We start from the raw sequence: 21286 nt of genomic DNA, 5'->3' as shown, positions 1-21286 counted from the left end.
GGCAAAGCATCTATAAAATAAATGTGATGAAAGTGGCGATAAATGTGATGGAATACCTTTGTGAATTAAAATTTTGAAAGTACTATACCTCTAATACTTGCGCATTGTTGCTTTGTTGCTTAATGCTTCTTCAGCATAAGCCCGCCAAAGCAATTGTCATCTGTTTTACAAAACTGCATAGGCTGGTTAATGCCCCAGGGGGTTGTTAATGTTGCCGGGTTCCAGTTACCGGTTATAAACATAGCTACCCAGGTGCTGCAGTTTACGGGCTCAAAATTATTTTGCCAATACCTCATGGGGCAATTGGCAACTCCGTGATAGTAGCCTTTTTCGCCAGGTTCACTTAAATGATGATGATGCATGTGGGTGGCATGGCCAATTTCGTGGGTAACGCTGAAGGTAATAATGCGCGAAAGGTTCTGCGTATAATATTGGCTCACCAGGTCTGAGGCATGCAAAGGGTCGATATTAACATGAAATTCAGCATTTGCAGCCCTGATATAACCCATTTTACGGATCACATTCGGGTCGCCTGGATTTCCATTTGCAGGCAGGTACTCTTCAGGCTTATACGAAGTTTTGATCACATTTTGATTCCATATACTCACAACCTCTGTATCTTCCGGGTATAACGCGCCTATGCCCTCGGATACACCGTGTATGGGCACTGTAGATGCTGACGATTTATCATTGGCATCCCTTGCGGCATTGTTCACATTAATCACAACGGCCCGCGTATAGGTTTGCAATGGTGAATTGACATTTACCCACCGGCCAAAAATCACACCACCGGGCTCGCCCGGTTCATGCTGCCCGTATTTTGAATTGGTAAAGTGATAGGTTTTAACACCCGATGCCCGCTCATACCCCTGCGATCCGGCTTTGATGGCCAGTTTATATTTCTCATTCAGGGCATCGAAATCTGCCAAACCAATAGTGAACAGTTCTTTATTCTGCGGCGAAAATCGCTTATACACCGGCTTGTAATTATCATCCTCTATTAAAAAGCCGCGGTACTCATCAATTAAAGGGATATTATCCCCCGGGTGATTGTTATCCGGCTTAACATCCTCGTCCCAATCCAGCCCGTATCCTTTACCCAATATCTTTTCACTTTTTTCCCAGGCATCAGCTATTTTATTCTCGTCCCTGTCGTACGGAACGGTTATAAAGGTTTCACCTTTGTCGTAGTAAGGGCATGCTTTTATTACGCTGCCGTCATCCAGGGTAACCTCGGCGGTAAGTTTAGTCCATGCGCCATAATCAAGGCACATTAAACGGACAATGGCAATATTACCTTTATTGGGTTGCGAGGTCGCTGTACTGTCTGTTACCGATTCCGGGTCGAATGTACCGGGCGAAGAATATTTGATTGAATCTGAGATTTTGAAATCAGGGTCAGCATGAGCGGCAAACGTAGGATAGTTGCTGGTGATGCCTTTATAGTGTGTAATATCCTTTAACTGGTATTTCACCGTGTAATAACCCGGATACAGTTTATCAGGGTTATTTTTATCGTGCACCTCCACATAAAAGCGGGCGCTGTCGTCGCCTTTCAAATCATCTGTTCCATCAACTTTAGCTCCTTTGGGCAGCCAGTGTTCATATTTGCTGTCGGGCATGGGGTGTATCATCGCCTCGTACTGCTGATCCGGCTCTCCAATATCAGCAGTAAGCGTTTCCAGGGCCTTGCCGTTAACATCGGGGTATTTGGTGAGCTTTGTCCAGGCAATATGAAAACCCCTTGCGGTTTTAACAACCTTTATATATGCTTCATTAGGGTCACTTTGCTGCGGCGCGGACGCTCCGGTAAGGTGTGCTTCATGAGGGTCTGTTTGCCCGCCCATACCCGCGCTTGGGGTGTCATCACTTGAGTTATGGTTTCCTTTATCATCGCTGCCTTCCGTATGGCGGTGATAAGTTGCGCCAACGCTTACTGTCGAAAACCCTTCTACAGGGTCATAAATAAAACTAAAGGCCATGTTTATTACAGGTGGCCTGGTTGTTATAATGGTGTTACCACCCCCACCCGAATAAAGCCCGTTCTCGCTGGCCGAACCCGATATCGTGTTATTATTTATATAAGCCGAACCAAACGCTGTTTGCCTGCCCAGGTTAGTAGCCGCCAGTTGCTGTGCAGGGGTCATGTACTTTAAGCTCTTGTTTAAGGCATTCACACCTTTATCTATCTGTGTGGTATTTGCGCCGGGCGGATTAAGCGAACAGGAAATAACCGTATGCCCGTTGGCCTCGCGAAGCATTATTGCTTTAGCCGATTTGCCAGTAATCAAGGTGTTGCTGTGCCCGCCAGATTTAGTAGTGTACTGAGATTGCTGTTTACTGTAATAAAACCTGACTGTAGTATAGGCAGTATCGTAATGATGCTCCAGCAATAGCTGGTTGCCATTGGGTATAATACGCGCCTGCTGTTGTTTCACAGCGTTCACCATTGAATCGCGAAACTTCATCATCTGTGCAGGTGTCATGGTGAGGATACGCCTGGCCAAAGCATCAGCTTCTGCCTGATTTTTGGGGATCTGCGCATAACTTTTGTTAATGCAGAATACCAGTATCAGCATGAAAAGTAATAGCTTATACGTTTTCATAGTTGAGGATTTATTTACCGATTATTTTATACCGGTGCAGTTACCACGTAATTATTTTTACTGCCCCGGCAAATGTGTACTGCTACTGGAGCTTTGGCTGGCCGAAAAACTTGCCTGGTTAATATTGTAGGTGTTAGAACTTCCGGCCACCGTAGATACATCTATCATTCCCTTGGCTTCGGCTTTCCATTCGGTTTTGGCACTTACCGATCCTAAGGGATTGCTGATGCTGGCATCCGCATGAGATTCCATAGCTGCATCAAAGCTGGCCGTTTTTGCCCTGCCCACTATCGAACCATCGTTGCCTATAACTATTGTACTGTCATAGTTAAGATCAACCTTTGCCGATGCGCCGGCACCGGCGCTTGCGTTTGATTGTGTTAATTGATCGCCGTCTTTTACGCCAACACCCAAACTAACTTCAGCCGATATATTTCCCGTGGTTCCTACCCTTGTTTGTCCGGTTTTATTAATGGTTTGCATAACAAACCCAAGCCGTGCTATAGCCTCTGCACTTCCATGCAAGGGGCCCGCATCCACACTGCCGCCGGCATGTGCCACAATAGGATACACAGCAACCCTTGTTCCGTCGCAATCACGGTGAATATTTGCATAGGTATAATTTTTATCCATGTTAAACATCTTGTCGCAAGGGGCTGGAGGGGTTTCATATTTTTTCAGCTTAGTTTCGGTAGGCTTCGGGCCTTGTGCCGAGGCACCGGCATCATTTATGCTGCGCAATTCGCTAATGCAAGCGGTGGGAGCATGCATCATCGACAACAGCTCCGGTGAGCAAATTACAGTCTGAATCACTACCCAATTATCATATATATTCAACACCGCCTGGTTAATATCATCACGCCGGGTGGCATTCAGGTAATGGTTCCAGTCGGGTTTGTGCATACGCTTAATGATAGGCGATGTGGCATCGATATACCAATCTATCTGGTCTTTCAGCTGCATAAATGCAGTGGTAAAGCCGGTTGATGCGCCGGTAAGCTCGCTGCCTAACAGGGCACGCGATTTTTGCTTAAACTCACATATTATATTGTGTTCACACATCGTATCCTTACCCGTGCATTGTTTCGTTGCCGTAATGTAGTCGTTGTAAAACGCGATGCCGTTTGCAGCCATGGAATTGATGAGTTTTTGTTGATTATCATAGTATTGCTTCATCACATAACCTACGCGGCCTGCAAACTCGGCCTGCACACCGTGAAACTCGGTTACAAATTTGCTGTAATGAAAAGGCGTTACTTTCATACCCTGGTCGTCGGTATAAGGGCGCTCATCCATTTTCGACAAGTTGTTAAAGGCTGCTTTCTCGTTATCCTGCGATTTTTTCTTTGCGTCCAGGATACTTTGGCGAAACGATGCCGCTCCCTTCAGCTTATTCTGCAAATCTTCAATATTCTGCGCAAAAATGCCACCCATTGACGGGAAAGTCGGATATTCCGACCCGGCTGTTGGCGGCGGATCCTGGTTGCCCTCGTCGCCGCCTTCATTGTCGTCGCCTGCGGGTGGCGGCGTACTATAATCCTGTGATTTTCCTACGTTAGCCATATCCTGGTCCATTTTAACACCGCCGCAAAAACTCACAAAACTATCAGACGGGCCATCATCCGGGCCGCCCAAATCCGTCACATTCAATTGCGCGGCAAGGCATTGAAACAGGGTTGCCGTATCGCCCTGCTGGTAAGCTATCATTCCCAAACCCTCCCATGCGCTGTTGTAATGCGGCACAATGTTAAGTACCTCGTGAAAGTAGCGTTTGGCCGTTATAAAATCGCCGTAATAGGCAATGGCCCATGCCAGGTTGCACTTTATCAGCATACAGGGGTTTATCCAATAGGCATATTTAAAGCATTGAATAGCCTCTTTATACCGGTTGTCGGCGCGCATTATTACGCCTAAAGCATTAGCCGCCCAGGGGTTTGACGGCTGTTTGAGCACTCCCTTTGCCACCATATATTGTACCACAGGCAGCGGCGCGCCGGTGGCTAACATTTCCATGCCCTGTGCCTGCGCGGTAATGGTGCTATCTTTCAATACATCATCAATACTGCGCTTTAACATTGGGTTAAGCAAATTCATTTTTGGAATAGCGGCGGTTACCATTGCCTGGGCGTAAGCCAAAATCTGTGCCCGCTGTGCATCAGGCACTGCCGAAAACGCTGCTGCGCCCGGTTGCGGTAAACCTTTGGCTAACGCCTGCTTATTAGCGGTTTGTAAACCTTTTAACTTAGCCATATTAGCATTCAGATTTGCACTCATGTTGTTGAGCATTTGGCCCGGGTCGGGTACTTTGATAGCTTTTAATACGCTGTCGGTAACGTCCTTTCCCTGGGCATTTTTTACGCCATGCTTATTCACCTGTTCCTTGGCATAATTCATTCCCTTTTGAATCTCCGCCTTTTGTTGCGGAGTAAGGCTTTTGTTAACCATGTCCTGCGCGGCCTTTATTTGCTTCTGAATCTCGGCCATCGATGGTGTTTCGGCTGGCTTAGGTATTTGCGCATGGGCAATAACTGCTGTAGCCAAAATCAGCAGTGATAATTTAAATACTCGTAAATTTTTCATCGGTACTGTTTATTTATTTTTTTCTTGAGATATTCCTGCTGCTTGGCCTGCATTTCGGCCAATATTGCAGCACCTTCCTGCCGGGTCTTTACGGCTTTAAGGCGCTGCTCGTATTTCTCCATCATCTGCTTAAACTCCGCGTCGGTTTGGCCGTAGCCGGCAATGCTAACCATCACCAAAAAAATAAATAGTAAATATTTACGCATGGTTTACCTATTTAATAGTTATGTAGATAAAAAATGACATTGCGGGCCGGTTCTGGTAAACCGGCCCCCCTAAGTGCAATGCCAACCCTAACTATGGTTTCTTAAACGCTATTTACTTTACTTCAAGCTTAGCCGATTTAATAACCGCATAGCTACCCTGGTGGGTATTGCCGTTAACATTGGTTACCCTTAAAGTAAAATTCATTGTTCCTTTTAACGCAGTTTGCGCGGCCCAACCCGGGTTATCGGTTTCGTTCACAAAATTCACCATCAGTGTAACCGTCCGGTATCCTTCTGCTGCCGGGATAGTTTCACTGCCATCTTTCATACGCAGGCTTCGGCTAAATGCTATATCGCTATTGTCGCTTTGCGGGTCAAACGAGCCATAAAACGACAGCACATCATCGCCAACTGGTTTAAATTTACAAGTGATGGTAAGCAGCACCATTTTACCCTGGGGAACCGCAAAATGCAGGCCCTGGCTAATGCCCACCAGCGGCCGCCAGTTGGCACGGATGCCTTCGCTCACGCAGGGGTTTTTCACCGCCATCAGCATGCTATCGCGGCCAATAAACACATTATGACAATCGGGTGCGTTGTTGGTATCCCATCTCGAAAACGGCGGCAAAACAATAATTTGCGCATGCAGTGCCGATGTTAACACGATTGCGAGGATGGTGAGTTTAATTTTCATGATGATAGTTTGTGATTGATGATTGCCTACAAAGCGTGTTTGCACAGGTAAAGGTTACCGGTGCCGGTATCAACATCCAGAAACACGATTACCTCTTTGTTATCAATGATCACCCTTGTTGGGGCCGATGCATTTTCGTAAACGGTACCATCAGAAAAATAAAGGCCACGGTAACCTCCCCAGGCCATGCTTTTTTCATCGGCACTGATGAACACGAGTTTCATATCAACCGGGCTGTTGAAATTGATGAAAAGCTGTCCGTTACGCTCCAGTGATTTTTGATTGCTGCTCACGGGCACATAAAATATATTACCGCTGTTACGCAGCCAGATGTTATTGTTTGAAACATCGTTAACGGTAACTGTTGTTCCGTTACAAACATAGGCCTGTTTGGCAATTGTATTCCATGCCGCGGTTACTTTTCCGTTCGGGCTAATAAGCGGTAAAACTCCGGCGGCTTTTGGATAGTCAACCGGGATGCCGTTAGTGCCGGTCATGTGGTACTTTACACCGCCTGTAACACTCATACCTGCAATTGCCACCGCAGTAGAATCAGCATTGTGCGCAATTTGTGCCATCATAAAACTGCCAATCACCTTGCCGTTAAACGTGTACACCTGCTCGGGTTTGCCAGGAATTGCACCACTACTTACATTGTGTCCTTTCTTCAGCATTGCATTGCCAAAATCTGTTTGGGTAAAGTCTTTGCTAAAAAACTCGATCTCGCTGCCGTTTTTGATATCTGCGCGACCGTTCATGCTTGGCGGGGTTGCTCCTGTTTTTTGAAACTGAATGCCGTTCAGGCTGTACATAGCCGAGTTGCTTTCGGCTACATCGGCCACTAATTGGTTGTTCACTACTTTAACCCCGTTTGGGAACCACATATCAAAGCCATCTGGGTGCGCATTGATCTCTGCCTCTGTAAACGTTTTCAACATAGTTCCTATAGCCGAAGGGTTGGTGTATTTTATAACACTTCCGTCCGGAGCTTGCGATGTGGCATTGGTATTACCTACTCTTGCCTGTCCTGATACGTCCTGCTGCGCGGGTTTCGACACGCTGTTGGTAACCTTGTTTTTCAGCTTGCCTAAAAAGCCTTGTGCGTTTACAGCGTTTACTGCGCTTAATAGTGCCATGGTGTAAAATATCTTTTTCATAATCTGAGGTTTAAATAATTTTTAATTGTTGTTAAGCATGGCCGGCACCGCGCTAAAGTTGATGGTATTCATGGCCTGGTCAACCAGTTCCTTACCGCCTTTTACCGTGATTACTGCATTGTAAATGGTAAGCTTATTACCGCCGGCTCCGTAAACCGGCGTAACAGCGGTTATGGTGTTACCATTCCTGACGATATTGAACTTACCGAAGAAAATATATTTCACAAACGGGGTCCAGGTACCATCGTCATACCTGATCGACCGTTTGTAGATCTCGAAAGCTGCACCGGGCACGTTGTGCTGGATCTCAGCAGTTTTATCAAGATAGATGTCGCCACCGATAACATTTACTTTGGCCAGTACATCCAGGTGGTTGTAAACTTCCGCCTGTTTAATATCCGCTTGAGGTTTGCCACCCTGCAAAGCCGTCATCCTTGCGTTGATCTTTTTTGTGGCATCATCCATTGTGATTTTCCTCGCTATAACCAGTTTCATCAACGAATCCTGGTATGGCACCAACGCTCTCATCATGTTGGCATTCTCCATTGGGTCGCCAAACTGTTTCAGATCGACCGTATGAATAAAACCAAGACTATAATCGTCCTGCGAAAACATCCTTGTCTGTGCATTCGTCGATACCACATCTCTTCTTTTTAAATCCGGCGAACAGGGGTTGGCTTCGGGCGCTTCGCTAACGTCAATCATGCTGTGATCTTGTCTATATATAAAGCTACCTACGGGCGCAGGGCTGCCCCCTGTGTAATTAAGTGACAATAATGGACTAAGCGCAGGTTGCAAAGCATTATACACTCGCCAAAGCACGGCGTTTTCACAAGCCGACGGCGTACGGCCAATTTCCTGATCGTAGAAAAAAGCATAGATGGTGGGATCACAGTTACAATTTGGCGCCACGCTTGTTTTTTCGTAGAAAGGTTCTCGGTATAAATGAAGGGTCCCGTTAATACTGCCTGTCAGGTGGTCGCTGGTGTTCGTACCTACGGCAAACATTACCGGGCCGCTGAAATGCAATTCAATCTCGCCAGCGGTAAATACATCGTAATGAATCTTAACTCCTTCTTTATCAGGCTGCACTCTAACAATTTTCCCATTATAGCTTCCCTGCAATAAAAACTGATCGCCGCGGTAGTTTTCTTCGTAGGCAAGCGTGGTATCGTTGCCACGACTATGCAAAATCACGATACCTAAATTTTTACCCCCGTTAATAAACAGGAACCGGTCGCCATTAGGCTTTACAAACCAGTAAGCGTCGTAATTAGTGTATTTGGTATATGGCTGGGGCTGGTTTGAAGTAATTGTGCCGCCGGCTGTACTGGTAACGTTAACAGTGTAGCTGAACGATCCCGTCTTTTGCGCAAAACTATTGAGTGCTGCCATCAACAGCAGCCATAAAAAATACCTTTTCATTATTTGGATAATTGGTAGTAGGTTTTAAAATTGATTAGCCAATCCGGCATCAGGGTTGCTCAAAAAGCCACCCCGAAGCAAAATTATTAATTGGTGTTTTGGTTTGAATGAGCATGCCATTGGCCGCAATGGTTAGATAGCCCCCCGTCATTAAGTTTTTAAACCGGAAAACGTTCTGATCATTTGTCGGTTCAACAGACCAGTAGCAGGCCCTGTCGGCATAATTATCAGTAAAGGTTACGTAGCCACGCTGATCTACATATAAAAAGGTCGATTTCCAGCGGTTTTTTATGGTCATATAGCGGCCATTCGGCACCGCTTCTACCTGCCATTGTGCGCTCCACCATCCGGCATCAATATTTGAAGTTTGCGGCGGGCCTTGCTGATTATTAAGGTAAGTGTTATTAAAGTTGTTCTTCAGCTTTATAAAGTTGATCTCATTTGCCTGCTGTGGCGGAGGTGGCGGCGGGTAATTTTGCTGACCGGCCACCGGTACCATTTGCGGCCCGCCAATCATAGCCGATGCCACAGGCGTAAGCTGGGCCGCCAGGTAAGTTACCTGTATGTTAGGCATTTCATTTAGGGGGGTAATTAAAATTGCACTGGTGCTAATGGTTTGGCCGGGTTTTATCCAGTAACCAATTTGCACAAACTGTTTTTCGGCCTTAGCCGCTTTAGGATCGCAGTTGTTGTTCACTTTAGCCAGCACATTGCAGGCCTCGGCATTAATAATGGCCTCTTTTGTTGTAAGCCTTGCGCCTGTGGCATTCAAGCACTTAAACTGAGCTAATTGATCCGATACGTTATCCAACACGTTCCAGCCTTGCTTGTAGAGCATAATTTTGGCCTGATCGGTAGGGTTACGCACATAAAAGCTTACCGAATAACGGCTAAAGTCGCCTTTGCCGCTTACTGCCTTTACTTCGGTTGATTTAATGTTGTAACCTAATTCAAGCCCGTCTATAAATACCGGCTGCTTATCGGTTACAGCGGTTGTTTGCTGCCCGAAGAGGCTGCAGCACATCAGCATACCAGTGCTGACCAGGTAAAAGATCTTTTTCATTGGGTTAGGGTTTTAAAAAGGACCGGCTACAGGTTGCCGGTCCGTGATTTTTTTAGGGTTGAAAGTTTATTGTTCAGCGGCCGAACCCGTTAAGGTACCGTCGATTGTGGTTATGACCGAATTTTTGGGATCGGTATTGTCAATGTTTGATCCTGTAATTCCTACCGATGGAATACTTACCGAAACTTTACCCGATGAACTTACCGCTACGGTAAGTGTAGCAGCATCGATGGTACCGAAAAGGCCGTTCTTTGCGGTCGAAACTTTTTCGATGATCAGGATCGCTACTTTTCCTGCGGTCAGTTTGCTGATATCGGAAACGGTGGTATAGGTTCCGGCTTTAGGCTTGGCTGTTCCTGACCAAAAGAAGATCAGGGCCGCCTGTGCCGATTTATCAGTTGATTGGCCCGTTATGCCTAATGAGTTATAGGTAACACCGTTAAAAGTAGTTACTGAATCGGCACCGCTTACTTCAGTATAGCTATCGCCGCGTACCGTGAATTTGTTACTGGTGGTTGTAGGTGTAGGATCGCTCTTAGTACTGCATGACACGATAAGCACTAACGCGGCCAGCATCACTAAATAAGTTAATTTGTTTTTCATCATGATAATTGTTTTTGGTTTATTAAATTATATCTCTCGTTTATTGCTTTACAAATTCAACCCGGCGGTTATTGGCTTTGCCTTCGGGCGTTGTGTTATCACTCATAGGCTTGGTATCGCCAAACCCTTTGGTAGTTAAGCGTGCGGCATCAATACCCATTGTAGTTAACTGGGCTTTCACAGCATCGGCACGCTGCTGCGATAATGTAGCGTTGTGGGCGGCGGTACCGCTGTTGTCGGTATGGCCGTCTATCTCAAATTTTAAATCGGGGTTATCCTTCAAAATACCTGCAACCATGTTCAGCGTGCCCATACTTTCGGGTTTGATGGTAGCTTTATCTATATCGAAGTTGATACCATGAGTAATCAGTTTGGCATCCGTAAATTTCTTACCTAACATATTCATGCCGCCGCCATTGGCTGCGCGCACATTGCTGATGATGATGGGTGTCTGGGCATCGCCAATACCCTCAATATCAAACGCGTGCGGCTTAACCCCCAGGTTAGGTACAACCAGCACGCGGTACTGATCTACATAAACCTTTAATTGGTTGTTTTTAAAAGCGATGGCTATGTGGTGCCACTTGTTCAGGTAATTCTCTCCATTTATAGCAGCCGGTAAATTGCCGCTCAGGTCAATTTCGGCTGTTTTTACGCCAACGGCATCGGTGCCTAAAGAAACGTCACCAAGTTCGTTGGATGCAGTCCTGGCTTCTGCCGTGGTTGAATAGAAGTATAATTTAGGCAGATAACCACCGTTGCAGTAATCGTCAAACTCTATGGTAAATGTGTCGCCTAAATAAGATGCTGATTTAATAAGGGGGCTAACGCCGGCATAATTTCCGTCTGTCAGCAAAAATGCCGTGCGGCCGCCTATGGTATTTACTACTGCCTGGCCTTTTCCTAAGTTCCAATGCGCCGGAAACTCACCATTTTGATCATCCGCAAAGCTGTCATCAAAAACAATCTGATCGCCGGGAACAAAGTCATAGTTATTATAAGCGCTGATCTGGCCGCTTTGCTGCGGTGCCATGCCTGTTTGTGGTTGCATGGCAGGCGCGTTTTGTGCCGGGCCGGCGGGTTGGGTGGTAGCAGCAGGTGCTGCCTTTTTCTTTTTAAATAATCCTTTTATCGCTCCGGCGGCTTTATTAACGCCATTATCTATGGTGCTGGTTTCTGTACTGTTCACCTGGCTGGTGCCTGCATCTTTGGCAACTTCGCCTGGTTTAAGTATCTGCGCGTATCCCGGCGCTACCAGGCAGCCGAGTACCATTACTGTGATAAGAATTTTAAGTGGTTTCATAGTTAAGGTTGTTTTTAATATTTATTAATTTATTTTTAATACTTGGTATAAGTCAAAAGTATTTTGTTGAGGGTCAAAGCTATACTCCCTAAAAAGGGAGTTTTTTTATGAAAAAATAAATCACATTTTTACAATGAACATATATATAATATATAGCTATAGATGAGGCGTGTTTTATTGATACTGTTTGTTTTATTTGCCGTGCACTTTAAAGGCACGGGGCAGGATAATTTTGCCAAAACGCAGAAGAAATATTTTGATGCAGTAAAGAATGCTAAAAACGACAGCACCAAAATGGCCGGGCTTATTGAGCTTGGCTATAATGTGTATGCCGGCAGCAAGCCCGACTCGGCCATTTACTATTACCGCAAAGCTTATGATATTGCCGTAAGGATAAAAAACAAAACCGGCCTCATGAAATACTACGCCTGTTATGGCGATATTTTAGCCGCCCGGTCGCAAAAATATGAAGCCATAAATATGGCCAGGCAGGCCGTTTCACTTGCCGAAAGTACCCATAACGATCATTTTAAAGGCGCAGCATATAACAATATTGCAGGGTGTTATTCGGATGCAGCCAACATTGAAAAAGCTTACGAATATTACCTTAAGGCGGTATCCGCTTATGAACGGCTGAACGATAAGCGACACCTGGCCGCGGTTTATGCCAACATATTGGGTATTTTCTTTTCGGTAGGGCACTCGCCTGAGAAAGCGCTCGAATACGGCCTAAAGGCAATTGAGGTAAGCCGGTCCGTTGGCGATGAAAGTGTGCTGGTTGAAGCACTTTCAAACACGGCAACTGTTTACATGAACCTGGGCAAGCCCAACAAAGCCATAACCCTGCTTAACGAAGCCATGCTGATAAGCCGCAGGCAGAAGGATTACACCTACCTTATTAACGAATTGGTGATGTACAATAACACCCTTGTAACCCAGCGCAAATACGCCCAGTTGGGGCGTAATAATAGCGAGATAAGGGAGCTGAGCCGCCTAACCGATAACAAACGCGGCATGGTTAACGCAGAATATTTTGATGGCCTGGCGTATTTTGATGCCAAAAACTATGAGGCAGCCAAACAGCATTTTATTACTGCCCTTGCCCTTGCCCGCAAGTATGATGAGCCGCTGATTGAACAACAGGCCGATAATGAGCTGGCCGATATTGAACTGTTAGGGGGCAACGTATCAAAATATCACGATTATAATAACCAGGAAGATTCCATCCGCACCAAACTGCACTTAGATCAGATCCTGATCAACACACAGGAACTGGAAACCAAATATAATGTAGCCAAAAAGGAAGCCGCCATCCTAACGCTCCATAAAGAAAAGCAAATCCAGGCGCTTACGCTGCAAAAACGAACCATATACATCGTAATTCTTACCTGTGCTTTGTGCGTGCTGCTTATTGTGGGCTGGCTGGTGCGCAATAATAGCATCCGTAAAGAAAAGCTGCTGATATCTGAACGGGAGGTAAAAGAGCAGCAAATCCAGATCCTTGAAAAAGAAAAGGAATTACTTACCACCCAGGCGCTGATGGATGGCCAGGAGGCTGAGCGCAGCCGCTTAGCAAAGGATCTGCACGATGGGCTTGGCGGCATATTAACCGGCACTAAATATTCTTTAAGCAGTATGAAACAAGACATGATAATCAGTGCGGAGAACGCTGCCGCTTTTGAAAAAACCATGAACATGCTCGATCAGTCTATCTCCGAGCTGCGGCGCGTTGCCCATAACATGATGCCCGAAAGCCTGCTTAAACTAAGCCTTAACGATGCCCTTGACGATTACTGCATGCAAATTACCACCAGCGGTGCCCTTAAGGTTACCTATCAAAGCTTTGGGATTGATAACCTGCTGGTAGACGAAGCCGTGAAAATTGCCGTGTACCGCATTGTACAGGAGCTGATCAACAACGTGGTAAAACATGCTTCGGCACAAACTGCAATTGTACAAATAACGCGTAAGGAAGCAACTTTGGGTATAACCGTTGAAGATGACGGTAAAGGATTTAAGCTGGCAAATTTGAGTTTTGCCGCAGGGATGGGTTATAAAAATTTAAAGAGCCGGGTTGACTTTTTGAAGGGCAACATTGATGTAAAATCGGAACCAGGCAGCGGAACTTCAGTATTTATTCAATTACCTGTTTAATTATGATAAAAATTATTCAAGTTGAGGACCACAGCCTGGTAATAGAAGGCGTAAAAACCTTTATCACTGCCGAACCGGATATGGAGTTTATGGCCACCTGCATATCGGGCGAAAACCTGTTGCAGGTATTAAAATGCCAACAGCCCGATTTAATTTTAATGGACGTAAACCTGCCCGACACCACCGGCATTGAGCTTTGCAAAGAAGTAAAGGATAAGTACCCCGGCGTTGTAGTGCTGGCGCTGAGCATTAATAATCAGCCCGGCATTATCCGCAAAATGACCGAAAGCGGCGCAATGGGCTATGTATTAAAAGATGCTTCCCGGTCAGAGATCCTCGAAGCAATCCGCATGGTAGCCAAAGGCAAAAATTATTACAGCCGTTCGGTATCGGCAGCCCTGCGCCGCCCTGATGCGGTTGATCTACCGCCCCTTACCCGGCGCGAACGCGAGGTTTTGGAACTGATAGCCGACGGTTATACCAACCCCCAGATAGCCGAATGGCTATTTGTTGACGTTACCACGATAGATTTTCACCGGAAAAATATGCTGTCGAAATATAAGGTGAAAAATACCGCCGCACTGATTAAAATAGCGGTAAGCAATAATTTGATATAATATAAAGCTTCTGGAGGTTAAGCTGTTACCACGGGTTACGCTGCGCTAAACTGGCGGGAGCAGATGTTTGGGCGTATCCCTGCGGGCCGGGCTATCCGTTTATACGCCTGCTGGCCTTATCCACAGGCCGGTATCCACTGCTATCCCTTACGCTGAATACTGATTAATGTTGTGTCCGTCCTTTTCCAGGTACCGGACATAAGCGGACGGACGGACACTTGCCCTGTAAAAAGTTACGCTGCGCTAAACTCGCGTGAGCAGGGGGTTTAATATTTTCAGCCCTCCTGCCTTTTAAGGCGAATATTTTTATACATGATATGCATAATATTTATGTGTGGTGCTGTGAGTACAGCAAGCCCTAAAATCACGTAAATAACCAGTGTACTTCTGTTTAAAAACATAATCCCAGCAATTCCGAATAAAAAAATACCAAATATAGCTAAAAAGCTGTAAAAGCTTATTTGGGTGATAATAACAAAAAAAGAAAATCGGCGATCTGTAGTTAAATAGTCTACAATATTTTTTAAAGACAAAATTGAATGCCAAAAAATAAAATAAAATGTTAAACCTAAAAGCATCGGCAAACTATAGGTGATAAAAACAAGTATTGAAAAAGTTAATAAAAACTCACCCCCTATTTCAGCGCTATTTTTATTACCCAAAAAATAGATAAAAACAGTACAAAAGAAAAACACTAAAGCAACAGAAAGCAACATATTTTTGTATTGGCCAACCCAATTTATCAATTGATAATGGCTTTTTCCGGACTGGAAAAGAAACAAAAGCGTTTTAACATCGTCAAAGTGACTTAATATAATTACGCTTGTTATAACTAAACCGTAACTAAATGAAAAAAGCTTACCCGTATTTGAACCGGTATCAAATTTATTCAAATCTGTTTCGCCAAAATGAAACGACGCAATCAGGATAAATAATATAACCCCAACAGCAGGTAGAAATAGGATCAAAGCCAAAAACGCTAATAATCGGCCCAGGTATCTATAAAAGAACTTAAGATATGAAAAAGCATAACCCCTGTCATTCGTTTCTTTTGCAGCAATCATGAGATCTGCCGCTCCATGCGGAATTCCAACTATAATGATGCCGGATATAAAGAGGTAGGTTTGTACTTGTAAGGTTAAAGGATATACATAAGTTTGATTGACCAGCAGTAGCACACCTAATAGAAAAAGGGATTTTTTCATCATCTGATCAGACTGGCATTTTTGAAAAATAATTAAAGTTGCCTCAAATCAAAGCAGCCCGGCATAGATAGATTAATTGGACCGGTATTGCCAGATTTGAGGCAACTAATAAAAAACAGTTACGCAATGGCAACTTTATCAGATACTTTTTCAGATTGGGCGAGCGTATAAATAACCAATCCGAAACCGATTTTATTAATAGCATCACCAATATTGTAAACCACATCAAGCGATAGGCCATGTAATACATTAATGCCAAATAAACCGCCTGTGGTACCTGCAATATAACCTATAGGGTAAATAGCCCAACCAACCAAAACAAACCAGGCTAATGATTTGGTAGCTTTTGCAACAGCCGGCCCTGCATCGTTTGCAAGCTTAGCCACTTCCCCAAACCATATTAGGTAAACAATGTAAAAGTACCCAATACTGCTCACGAAGCCCCAAATCCAGCTTTGTTGCTCGGTGCCATAAATTGCTTCGCCTATATAACCTGTTACCAGCATAAAAACTGATGCTGCAATAAGTTTCCAAAGCAATCCAATTTTTCCGCCTGCCTTTTTGGTTATCAAATAAAATTCAACACACATTAAGGGTACGGTTAACAACCAATCTACATAGCGGAAGAAGGTTGGGGATTGGTTGGTTGCCAGAAAATAATCTCTCATGTAATAATAGTGAACCGCCGCAATAAACGTAATGAGGCCCGAAACAAGAATCGATATTCGCCACTTTTTATCAGTGTTTGAAACCTCGAAAAAGAAAAAAACTGATGCGGCAAGCATGGCCATGCAACCCACAAAAAAAGTAAAAGCAACATAGTTTGTGCTGGCGATCGGGACGATCGCTAATAGTTTGGAATACATAGTAATAATTTTAAGTTAGGAAAATTGGTTAATGATAGCAGGAGGATTGTCCATCACTATATAAACCAAACGTAGAAAAGATTTTCCTTAACTGTTAAAATAAATTGTAAAAGAATTGTAAAATTATAACAATATTGAACTAATTTTATAATTAAAGTACAATATGGTACTATTGATATTTATTCATTATTTACGTTTAAAAAGCAACTTCGCTCATCTTTCAATAGCTAATATCAACCCCGTTCAATCCTATCACTCGCAGATAAAAGCCGTTACCACGAGTTACGCTGCGCTAAACTCGCGGGAGCAGGGCTTTTGTCCGTCCGTCCGTTTACGTCCGGTATTTGAAACGGACGGACGGGCATTGAAGGGTTGTTAGTGTTTTGGAAAGTACGGGCAGCGATTTTATTCATTAAAACTAACCGACCACAAATTCAACAACATAAAATAAAAAAGCCTCTCAAATTTCTTTGAAAGGCTTCTATTCTGTGATCCCATCAGGATTAATCTATGTTAATACGAGTTTTATTCAATTTGATTAAACTTGTTATTAAATAATTGACTATCAGTATTTTATATTGTTTTTACTGTCAAGTGTACGCAACTTTGAACTAGTTAAGTAAAACACAAATTGACAGCAATATTGACAGTAACTACAAATTAAAATTAATGGCAACTCTAAATTTTTATCTCGACAAAGCCGACAAGAACGGCCGTTCATTCATTCAAATGACCTACTTAGCTAACGGTCAAAAATTCAGGCATTCTATTAAGTATAAATTGACCCCTACTCAATGGCTAGTGAGTAAACAGCGGGTACGTGTTAAACAAACTGATGATGAATTTGTCAACAGTCATTTAAACTCAATTGAGGACATTATCAGGAAAGCAGAAAAGGAATCGTTATTGGTTAATAACAGTATTAATTTCTCATTCGTTAAACAACGTTTCAACGATGCATTGGATAAGAGGGACGATAAGAAAACATTTTTCGGATATTTTAATGAGTATATGGAAGCCGCAAAAGGGAAGCTGAAAGAATCAACTATTAGCAGGTACAAAACTTGTTTAAACCACTTAACAAATTTCAGAACAGCAAAGAAATATGAACTAACCTTTGAAAGGATCAATGGCCAGTTTTATAAACAGTTTGTCTCCTATCTAACCGATGACTGCAAAATACTGAACAATACAACCGGGAATTATGTAAAAATGGTTAAAGCCTTTATGAATTTCGCTACTGATATGGGCTATAATAAATCAGGGAACGATTTTAAGAAGTTTAAGGTGTTTAAAGAGGATTCAGAGTTAATTTATCTATCAGAGGAAGAATTATTAAAACTATTCCACTTAAAATTGACCAGCGCGAAACTGAGTATAGTCAGGGATAACTTTTGCTTTGCCTGTTTTACCGGGTTAAGGTATTCGGATATAACCAAGCTAAAAAAGGAAAACATAAAGGATGATTATATAGAGATTAAAACAGAAAAGACGAGGGATTTTTTGAAGATTCCGCTAAATATATATGCTAAACAATTACTGGCTAAAAACAACGGATTCCTACCTAAATTATTCTCAAACCAAAAGACTAACGACTATTTGAAAGACCTGGGAAAAGTTGCTGAAATAAACGAGCCTATACATATTGTTAAATACAGAGGTGTTGAGAAAGTTGAGTTTTTAGAACCTAAACACAACTTTATTAGTACGCATACAGCGAGAAGAACATTTGTAACTATATCACTTGAAAAAGGAATGAGGCCGGAGACCGTTATGAGCATAACAGGACATAAGGACTATAAAACTTTTAAGAAGTATATTAAGCTGACTGATAAAGTTAAGCTTGCTGAAATGAATAATATTTGGTCGCCTAAGATGCACGTTGCATAAAAATAGTTTAGCCCCTATTTCGGTATGGGTTATACCAACTTGAAAAAAATAAAATAAAATTTGAAAAAATAATTCCCGGAATTTATTTTTGTGAGCGACTTAAAAAATCAGCAATGCCTGATCGTTCGCCAATTGCACAGCGTAGCCTGTTGCCTGCCAACTAAACTAATATGGCACCCATTTTTTTAGAAACGGATTGTTTGGTTCTGTTATCTTTTGCTATTGTTGTGCGCATTATCAACACTCAAAAACGCATGAGTAATTGCGTGATTTTTTTACATAATAAAAATGTTATCATTTAACAACCAACAAGCACAAAACATTAAAGAATTAAGAGCAGACGTTAAATTCAGGTATTTAGAAGAAATAATTAAAGACTATATCAAGGAAGCTTTAACCGAGTTTATAAAAGAGCAGAAAGAGGCCGAAGAAAACAAGTCGCCACTGCTAACCATTGAAGATATAGCACGTAAATTTCAAGTCACTAAAGCAACTGTACATAACTGGAAAAACAAAGGAAGTATAGTCGGTAAAAAGTTTGGCAAGAACAGATATTTTACGGAGGAGGAAGTAAGAAAGTCTATGGCTAAATTCGGTTTTTCAAAACAGTGGGAAAACCGGATGGATGAATAAAAAAGTAATTGACCCCATGTAATCATGGGGTTTTTTGTTATTAATGCGTAAGTCAAATTAGCGATAAAAAAAGTATAAAGATTCCCGTCGATGGGAGTATATGTTCCGTGTTACAGACATGGAACATTATTAAATCAAATACAGACGCAGATCAATTTGAACAATTTTCTTTAATTACATCAGCTGCGTTGGTGTTGCCAAGAGCTAATGCTTTCTGAAAGTCCGCGCAAGCACTTTGTTTGTCATACTGCTCAAGTTTTATCGCGCCTCGATTTAAATAGGCTTCGCTATTATTGGGATTAATTATAAGGCAATGATTCAAATCATCAAGTGCTCCTTTGTAATCCTTCAAAAGCACTTTTGCCGTAGCACGATATAATAAAGCTTTATCGTTATTAGCTTGAAGTTTCAAAACAATACTAAACGCGTCTATCGCGCCTTTATAGTCATTAAGTACATTTTTTGTCATTCCTATGTTGAAGTATATATCAGGATTATTGGAATTCAATATTAACGCATGATTGAAATCTGATAACGCTTCATTGAACCTGTTTAAGCGATTATTAACACCTCCACGATTTAAATATGCTTTAACAACTTTTGGATTAAGCTCAATTGCTCGGTTATAATCCTTTAGAGCATCCTCATTGTTTCCTAATAGGTAGTTTGAATATCCTCTGTTATCAAATGCGCTCGACGAATTCGGATTTGACTTGATGAAAGTGGTGTAATCTTCTATAGAGCCTTTGAAATCGTGCAGGTAATACCTATCTAATGCGCGAAAGAAATATACGCGATTATAGTCAGGATTAATAAATACAGTAGTATCATAATCTTTAAGTGATTCCTGATAATTGCGTAATACCTGTTGATGGTAGCCTTTTTGAAAATAACTAAACGCTCTTGTAGTATCAGTTTGGCAAAATGCCGAAATAGAAATTATTAAAAAAGTAAGTATTGAGAATAAAAGTTTAACCATACCGTAAATATAAGTGATTACTGCGCAAGGAATGCGAAGTAATCAAATTCAAAAACGAGTATAAACGATGTTCAGAGGCAATACAACAACTCTAAATGTTAAGTAATACAAATACTCACTGAAGATAAAATAGTTAACAAAAACGAGCTATTAGGGCTATGCTAAGAGAAGTCCATTAAGAGCTCGGAGCCACCCGTTACACGACTGCCACCCACAAAAAGAAATGTCCTTAGAAAGCATGCAAAAGAATAGCAGGAGTTTTTGATGAATGGTATAGGTAAATGTAGTAATGGATCTATTATAATAAATCAAGTTTATCGAAATAATTACCTATTCCATAAAATTTTAGAAGTTATAGGCCGATCAAGTTCTATTTTAAATCGTTCAAGGTAGCTAGGATATAACCCTGTATATTTCGCTTTAGAAAGGGGTAATAGCGCGAGCGCATCGGGACTTGATGGATCATCTCCAAAGCCAAGAATAATAAATACCGGGTAATGCTTATTGCACTCATTATATCTTGCAAGTTGATTTTGATTGCACCATACATATTTATCAATGTATAAGTCTGTTCGGAATTTCGCTTCAACAAAAAAGACTCCATTAGTGTAATGATCTTGAAATGTATAATCTGGTTTTAAGGATGATTGAACATAATCACCTTTATTTGTCTGATAATCGTGAGTTTTTTCAAGAAGGGTATAGTAGTCTTGAATAAATAAAAACTCCCTGACATATTTTTCAAAAGCATCGCCGATTTTATGCGATTCAGGTTTTTGAGCATCATCAATCATAGCTGTGATGCCCGCTTTAAGAATAGAAAAAAAGCTCATTATTGTAATTAAGGTTATAGATGTTCAACTATACAAAATATGTTTAATTCTTCTCAATCTATAGAGCGATAATTTTAATGAAAACTTATTATAAAGCCTCACATTGTTCCTGACTATTTTAGATAAGTCATTATTGGCTTAAAAAAAAACAATAATCAAATTTGATTTTTTAAGACGTTTTAGAATAATTCTTTCATTTTACCTTAGAAATTAAAAAAGCAGATGAAATTCTGCAAGGAATATCTAACTTAGAAAATTAACCTTATCGTAGTAAAACTGATGAAATACCATCTTAGTAAATTGCAAATGGCCATTCTGTTAATTTTTGAATGTTTTTTAGAAAAAGTAAGTATAATCTTAAAATAATTAAATCATACATAAGCTCCAATTACCGTAAAATTTGAGCAAAAAAAAGCGATTAAAAAAAGCTTCTTCATTCATGTTGAGCAAAGTGTAAAATCACAATTAAAAT

At 42.2% G+C, this 21286-nt stretch carries 18 protein-coding genes; 5 read left to right on the top strand and 13 right to left on the bottom strand.

The window, feature by feature from the left end; all coding sequences use genetic code 11:
* Positions 1-119 precede the first annotated feature (119 nt).
* The 9 genes from ACQY4U_RS16625 to ACQY4U_RS16585 form a co-directional block, all read right to left on the bottom strand.
* Positions 120-2606 carry a hypothetical protein gene (locus tag ACQY4U_RS16625; RefSeq protein WP_428330572.1) on the bottom strand — a complete coding sequence of 829 codons (2487 nt, stop codon included), beginning with the start codon at positions 2604-2606 and terminating at the stop codon, positions 120-122.
* 57 nt (positions 2607-2663) lie between these two features.
* Positions 2664-5186: a hypothetical protein gene (locus ACQY4U_RS16620; RefSeq protein WP_428330571.1), complete on the bottom strand. Its 2523-nt coding sequence runs from the start codon at positions 5184-5186 to the stop codon at positions 2664-2666.
* Positions 5183-5392, bottom strand: coding sequence for a hypothetical protein (locus ACQY4U_RS16615; protein WP_428330570.1), 210 nt, complete (start codon positions 5390-5392; stop codon positions 5183-5185). The genes ACQY4U_RS16620 and ACQY4U_RS16615 overlap by 4 nt, the downstream gene beginning before the upstream one ends.
* Positions 5393-5504: 112 nt before the next feature.
* Entirely contained in the window at positions 5505-6086 is a 582-nt protein-coding gene (locus ACQY4U_RS16610; protein ID WP_428330569.1) for a hypothetical protein, read from the bottom strand.
* Positions 6087-6112: 26 nt separating this feature from the next.
* Positions 6113-7243 carry a hypothetical protein gene (locus tag ACQY4U_RS16605; protein WP_428330568.1) on the bottom strand — a complete coding sequence of 377 codons (1131 nt, stop codon included), beginning with the start codon at positions 7241-7243 and terminating at the stop codon, positions 6113-6115.
* A gap of 21 nt (positions 7244-7264) precedes the next feature.
* Positions 7265-8668, bottom strand: coding sequence for a hypothetical protein (locus ACQY4U_RS16600; RefSeq protein ID WP_428330567.1), 1404 nt, complete (start codon positions 8666-8668; stop codon positions 7265-7267).
* Between the two features lie 49 nt (positions 8669-8717).
* A complete protein-coding gene (locus tag ACQY4U_RS16595) occupies positions 8718-9731 on the bottom strand; it encodes an RICIN domain-containing protein (protein ID WP_428330566.1) in 1014 nt (337 codons plus the stop codon).
* Positions 9732-9797: 66 nt separating this feature from the next.
* A complete protein-coding gene (locus tag ACQY4U_RS16590) occupies positions 9798-10337 on the bottom strand; it encodes a hypothetical protein (protein ID WP_428330565.1) in 540 nt (179 codons plus the stop codon).
* Positions 10338-10374: 37 nt separating this feature from the next.
* Entirely contained in the window at positions 10375-11637 is a 1263-nt protein-coding gene (locus tag ACQY4U_RS16585) for an OmpA family protein (RefSeq protein WP_428330564.1), read from the bottom strand.
* A gap of 162 nt (positions 11638-11799) precedes the next feature.
* On the opposite strand from ACQY4U_RS16585, the gene ACQY4U_RS16580 reads away from it, so the two are divergent.
* The gene (locus ACQY4U_RS16580) at positions 11800-13791 is read left to right on the top strand and encodes an ATP-binding protein (RefSeq protein WP_428330563.1); all 1992 of its coding nucleotides are present in this window, start codon (positions 11800-11802) and stop codon (positions 13789-13791) included.
* A gap of 2 nt (positions 13792-13793) precedes the next feature.
* Complete coding sequence (locus ACQY4U_RS16575; protein ID WP_428330562.1) at positions 13794-14408, top strand: response regulator; 615 nt, start codon at positions 13794-13796, stop codon at positions 14406-14408.
* Positions 14409-14683: 275 nt separating this feature from the next.
* Here ACQY4U_RS16575 and ACQY4U_RS16570 read toward each other — a convergent pair whose 3' ends face one another.
* Positions 14684-15616, bottom strand: coding sequence for a Brp/Blh family beta-carotene 15,15'-dioxygenase (locus ACQY4U_RS16570; RefSeq protein ID WP_428330561.1), 933 nt, complete (start codon positions 15614-15616; stop codon positions 14684-14686).
* Positions 15617-15732: 116 nt separating this feature from the next.
* Positions 15733-16479 carry a bacteriorhodopsin-like gene (locus tag ACQY4U_RS16565; protein WP_428330560.1) on the bottom strand — a complete coding sequence of 249 codons (747 nt, stop codon included), beginning with the start codon at positions 16477-16479 and terminating at the stop codon, positions 15733-15735.
* A 163-nt stretch (positions 16480-16642) separates the two neighbouring features.
* Between ACQY4U_RS16565 and ACQY4U_RS16560 the strand changes: the two genes are divergently transcribed.
* The 3 genes from ACQY4U_RS16560 (at position 16643) to ACQY4U_RS16550 (ending at position 19002) form a co-directional block, all read left to right on the top strand.
* Entirely contained in the window at positions 16643-16858 is a 216-nt protein-coding gene (locus ACQY4U_RS16560) for a hypothetical protein (protein WP_428330559.1), read from the top strand.
* Positions 16859-17148: 290 nt separating this feature from the next.
* Positions 17149-18369, top strand: a complete 1221-nt coding sequence (locus ACQY4U_RS16555; RefSeq protein WP_428330558.1) for a site-specific integrase — start codon at positions 17149-17151, stop codon at positions 18367-18369.
* A gap of 288 nt (positions 18370-18657) precedes the next feature.
* Positions 18658-19002: a helix-turn-helix domain-containing protein gene (locus ACQY4U_RS16550; protein WP_428330557.1), complete on the top strand. Its 345-nt coding sequence runs from the start codon at positions 18658-18660 to the stop codon at positions 19000-19002.
* Positions 19003-19153: 151 nt separating this feature from the next.
* Here ACQY4U_RS16550 and ACQY4U_RS16545 read toward each other — a convergent pair whose 3' ends face one another.
* Both ACQY4U_RS16545 and ACQY4U_RS16540 read right to left on the bottom strand, forming a co-directional pair.
* Entirely contained in the window at positions 19154-19981 is an 828-nt protein-coding gene (locus ACQY4U_RS16545; RefSeq protein WP_428330556.1) for a tetratricopeptide repeat protein, read from the bottom strand.
* 326 nt (positions 19982-20307) lie between these two features.
* Positions 20308-20814 (bottom strand): hypothetical protein, encoded by a 507-nt coding sequence (locus tag ACQY4U_RS16540; protein ID WP_428330555.1) that lies wholly within the window; start codon positions 20812-20814, stop codon positions 20308-20310.
* Positions 20815-21286: the final 472 nt, after the last annotated feature.

This window comes from Mucilaginibacter sp., assembly GCF_965277465.1.
GTDB lineage: Bacteria > Bacteroidota > Bacteroidia > Sphingobacteriales > Sphingobacteriaceae > Mucilaginibacter.
This window is presented reverse-complemented; position numbering and strand designations above follow the sequence as displayed.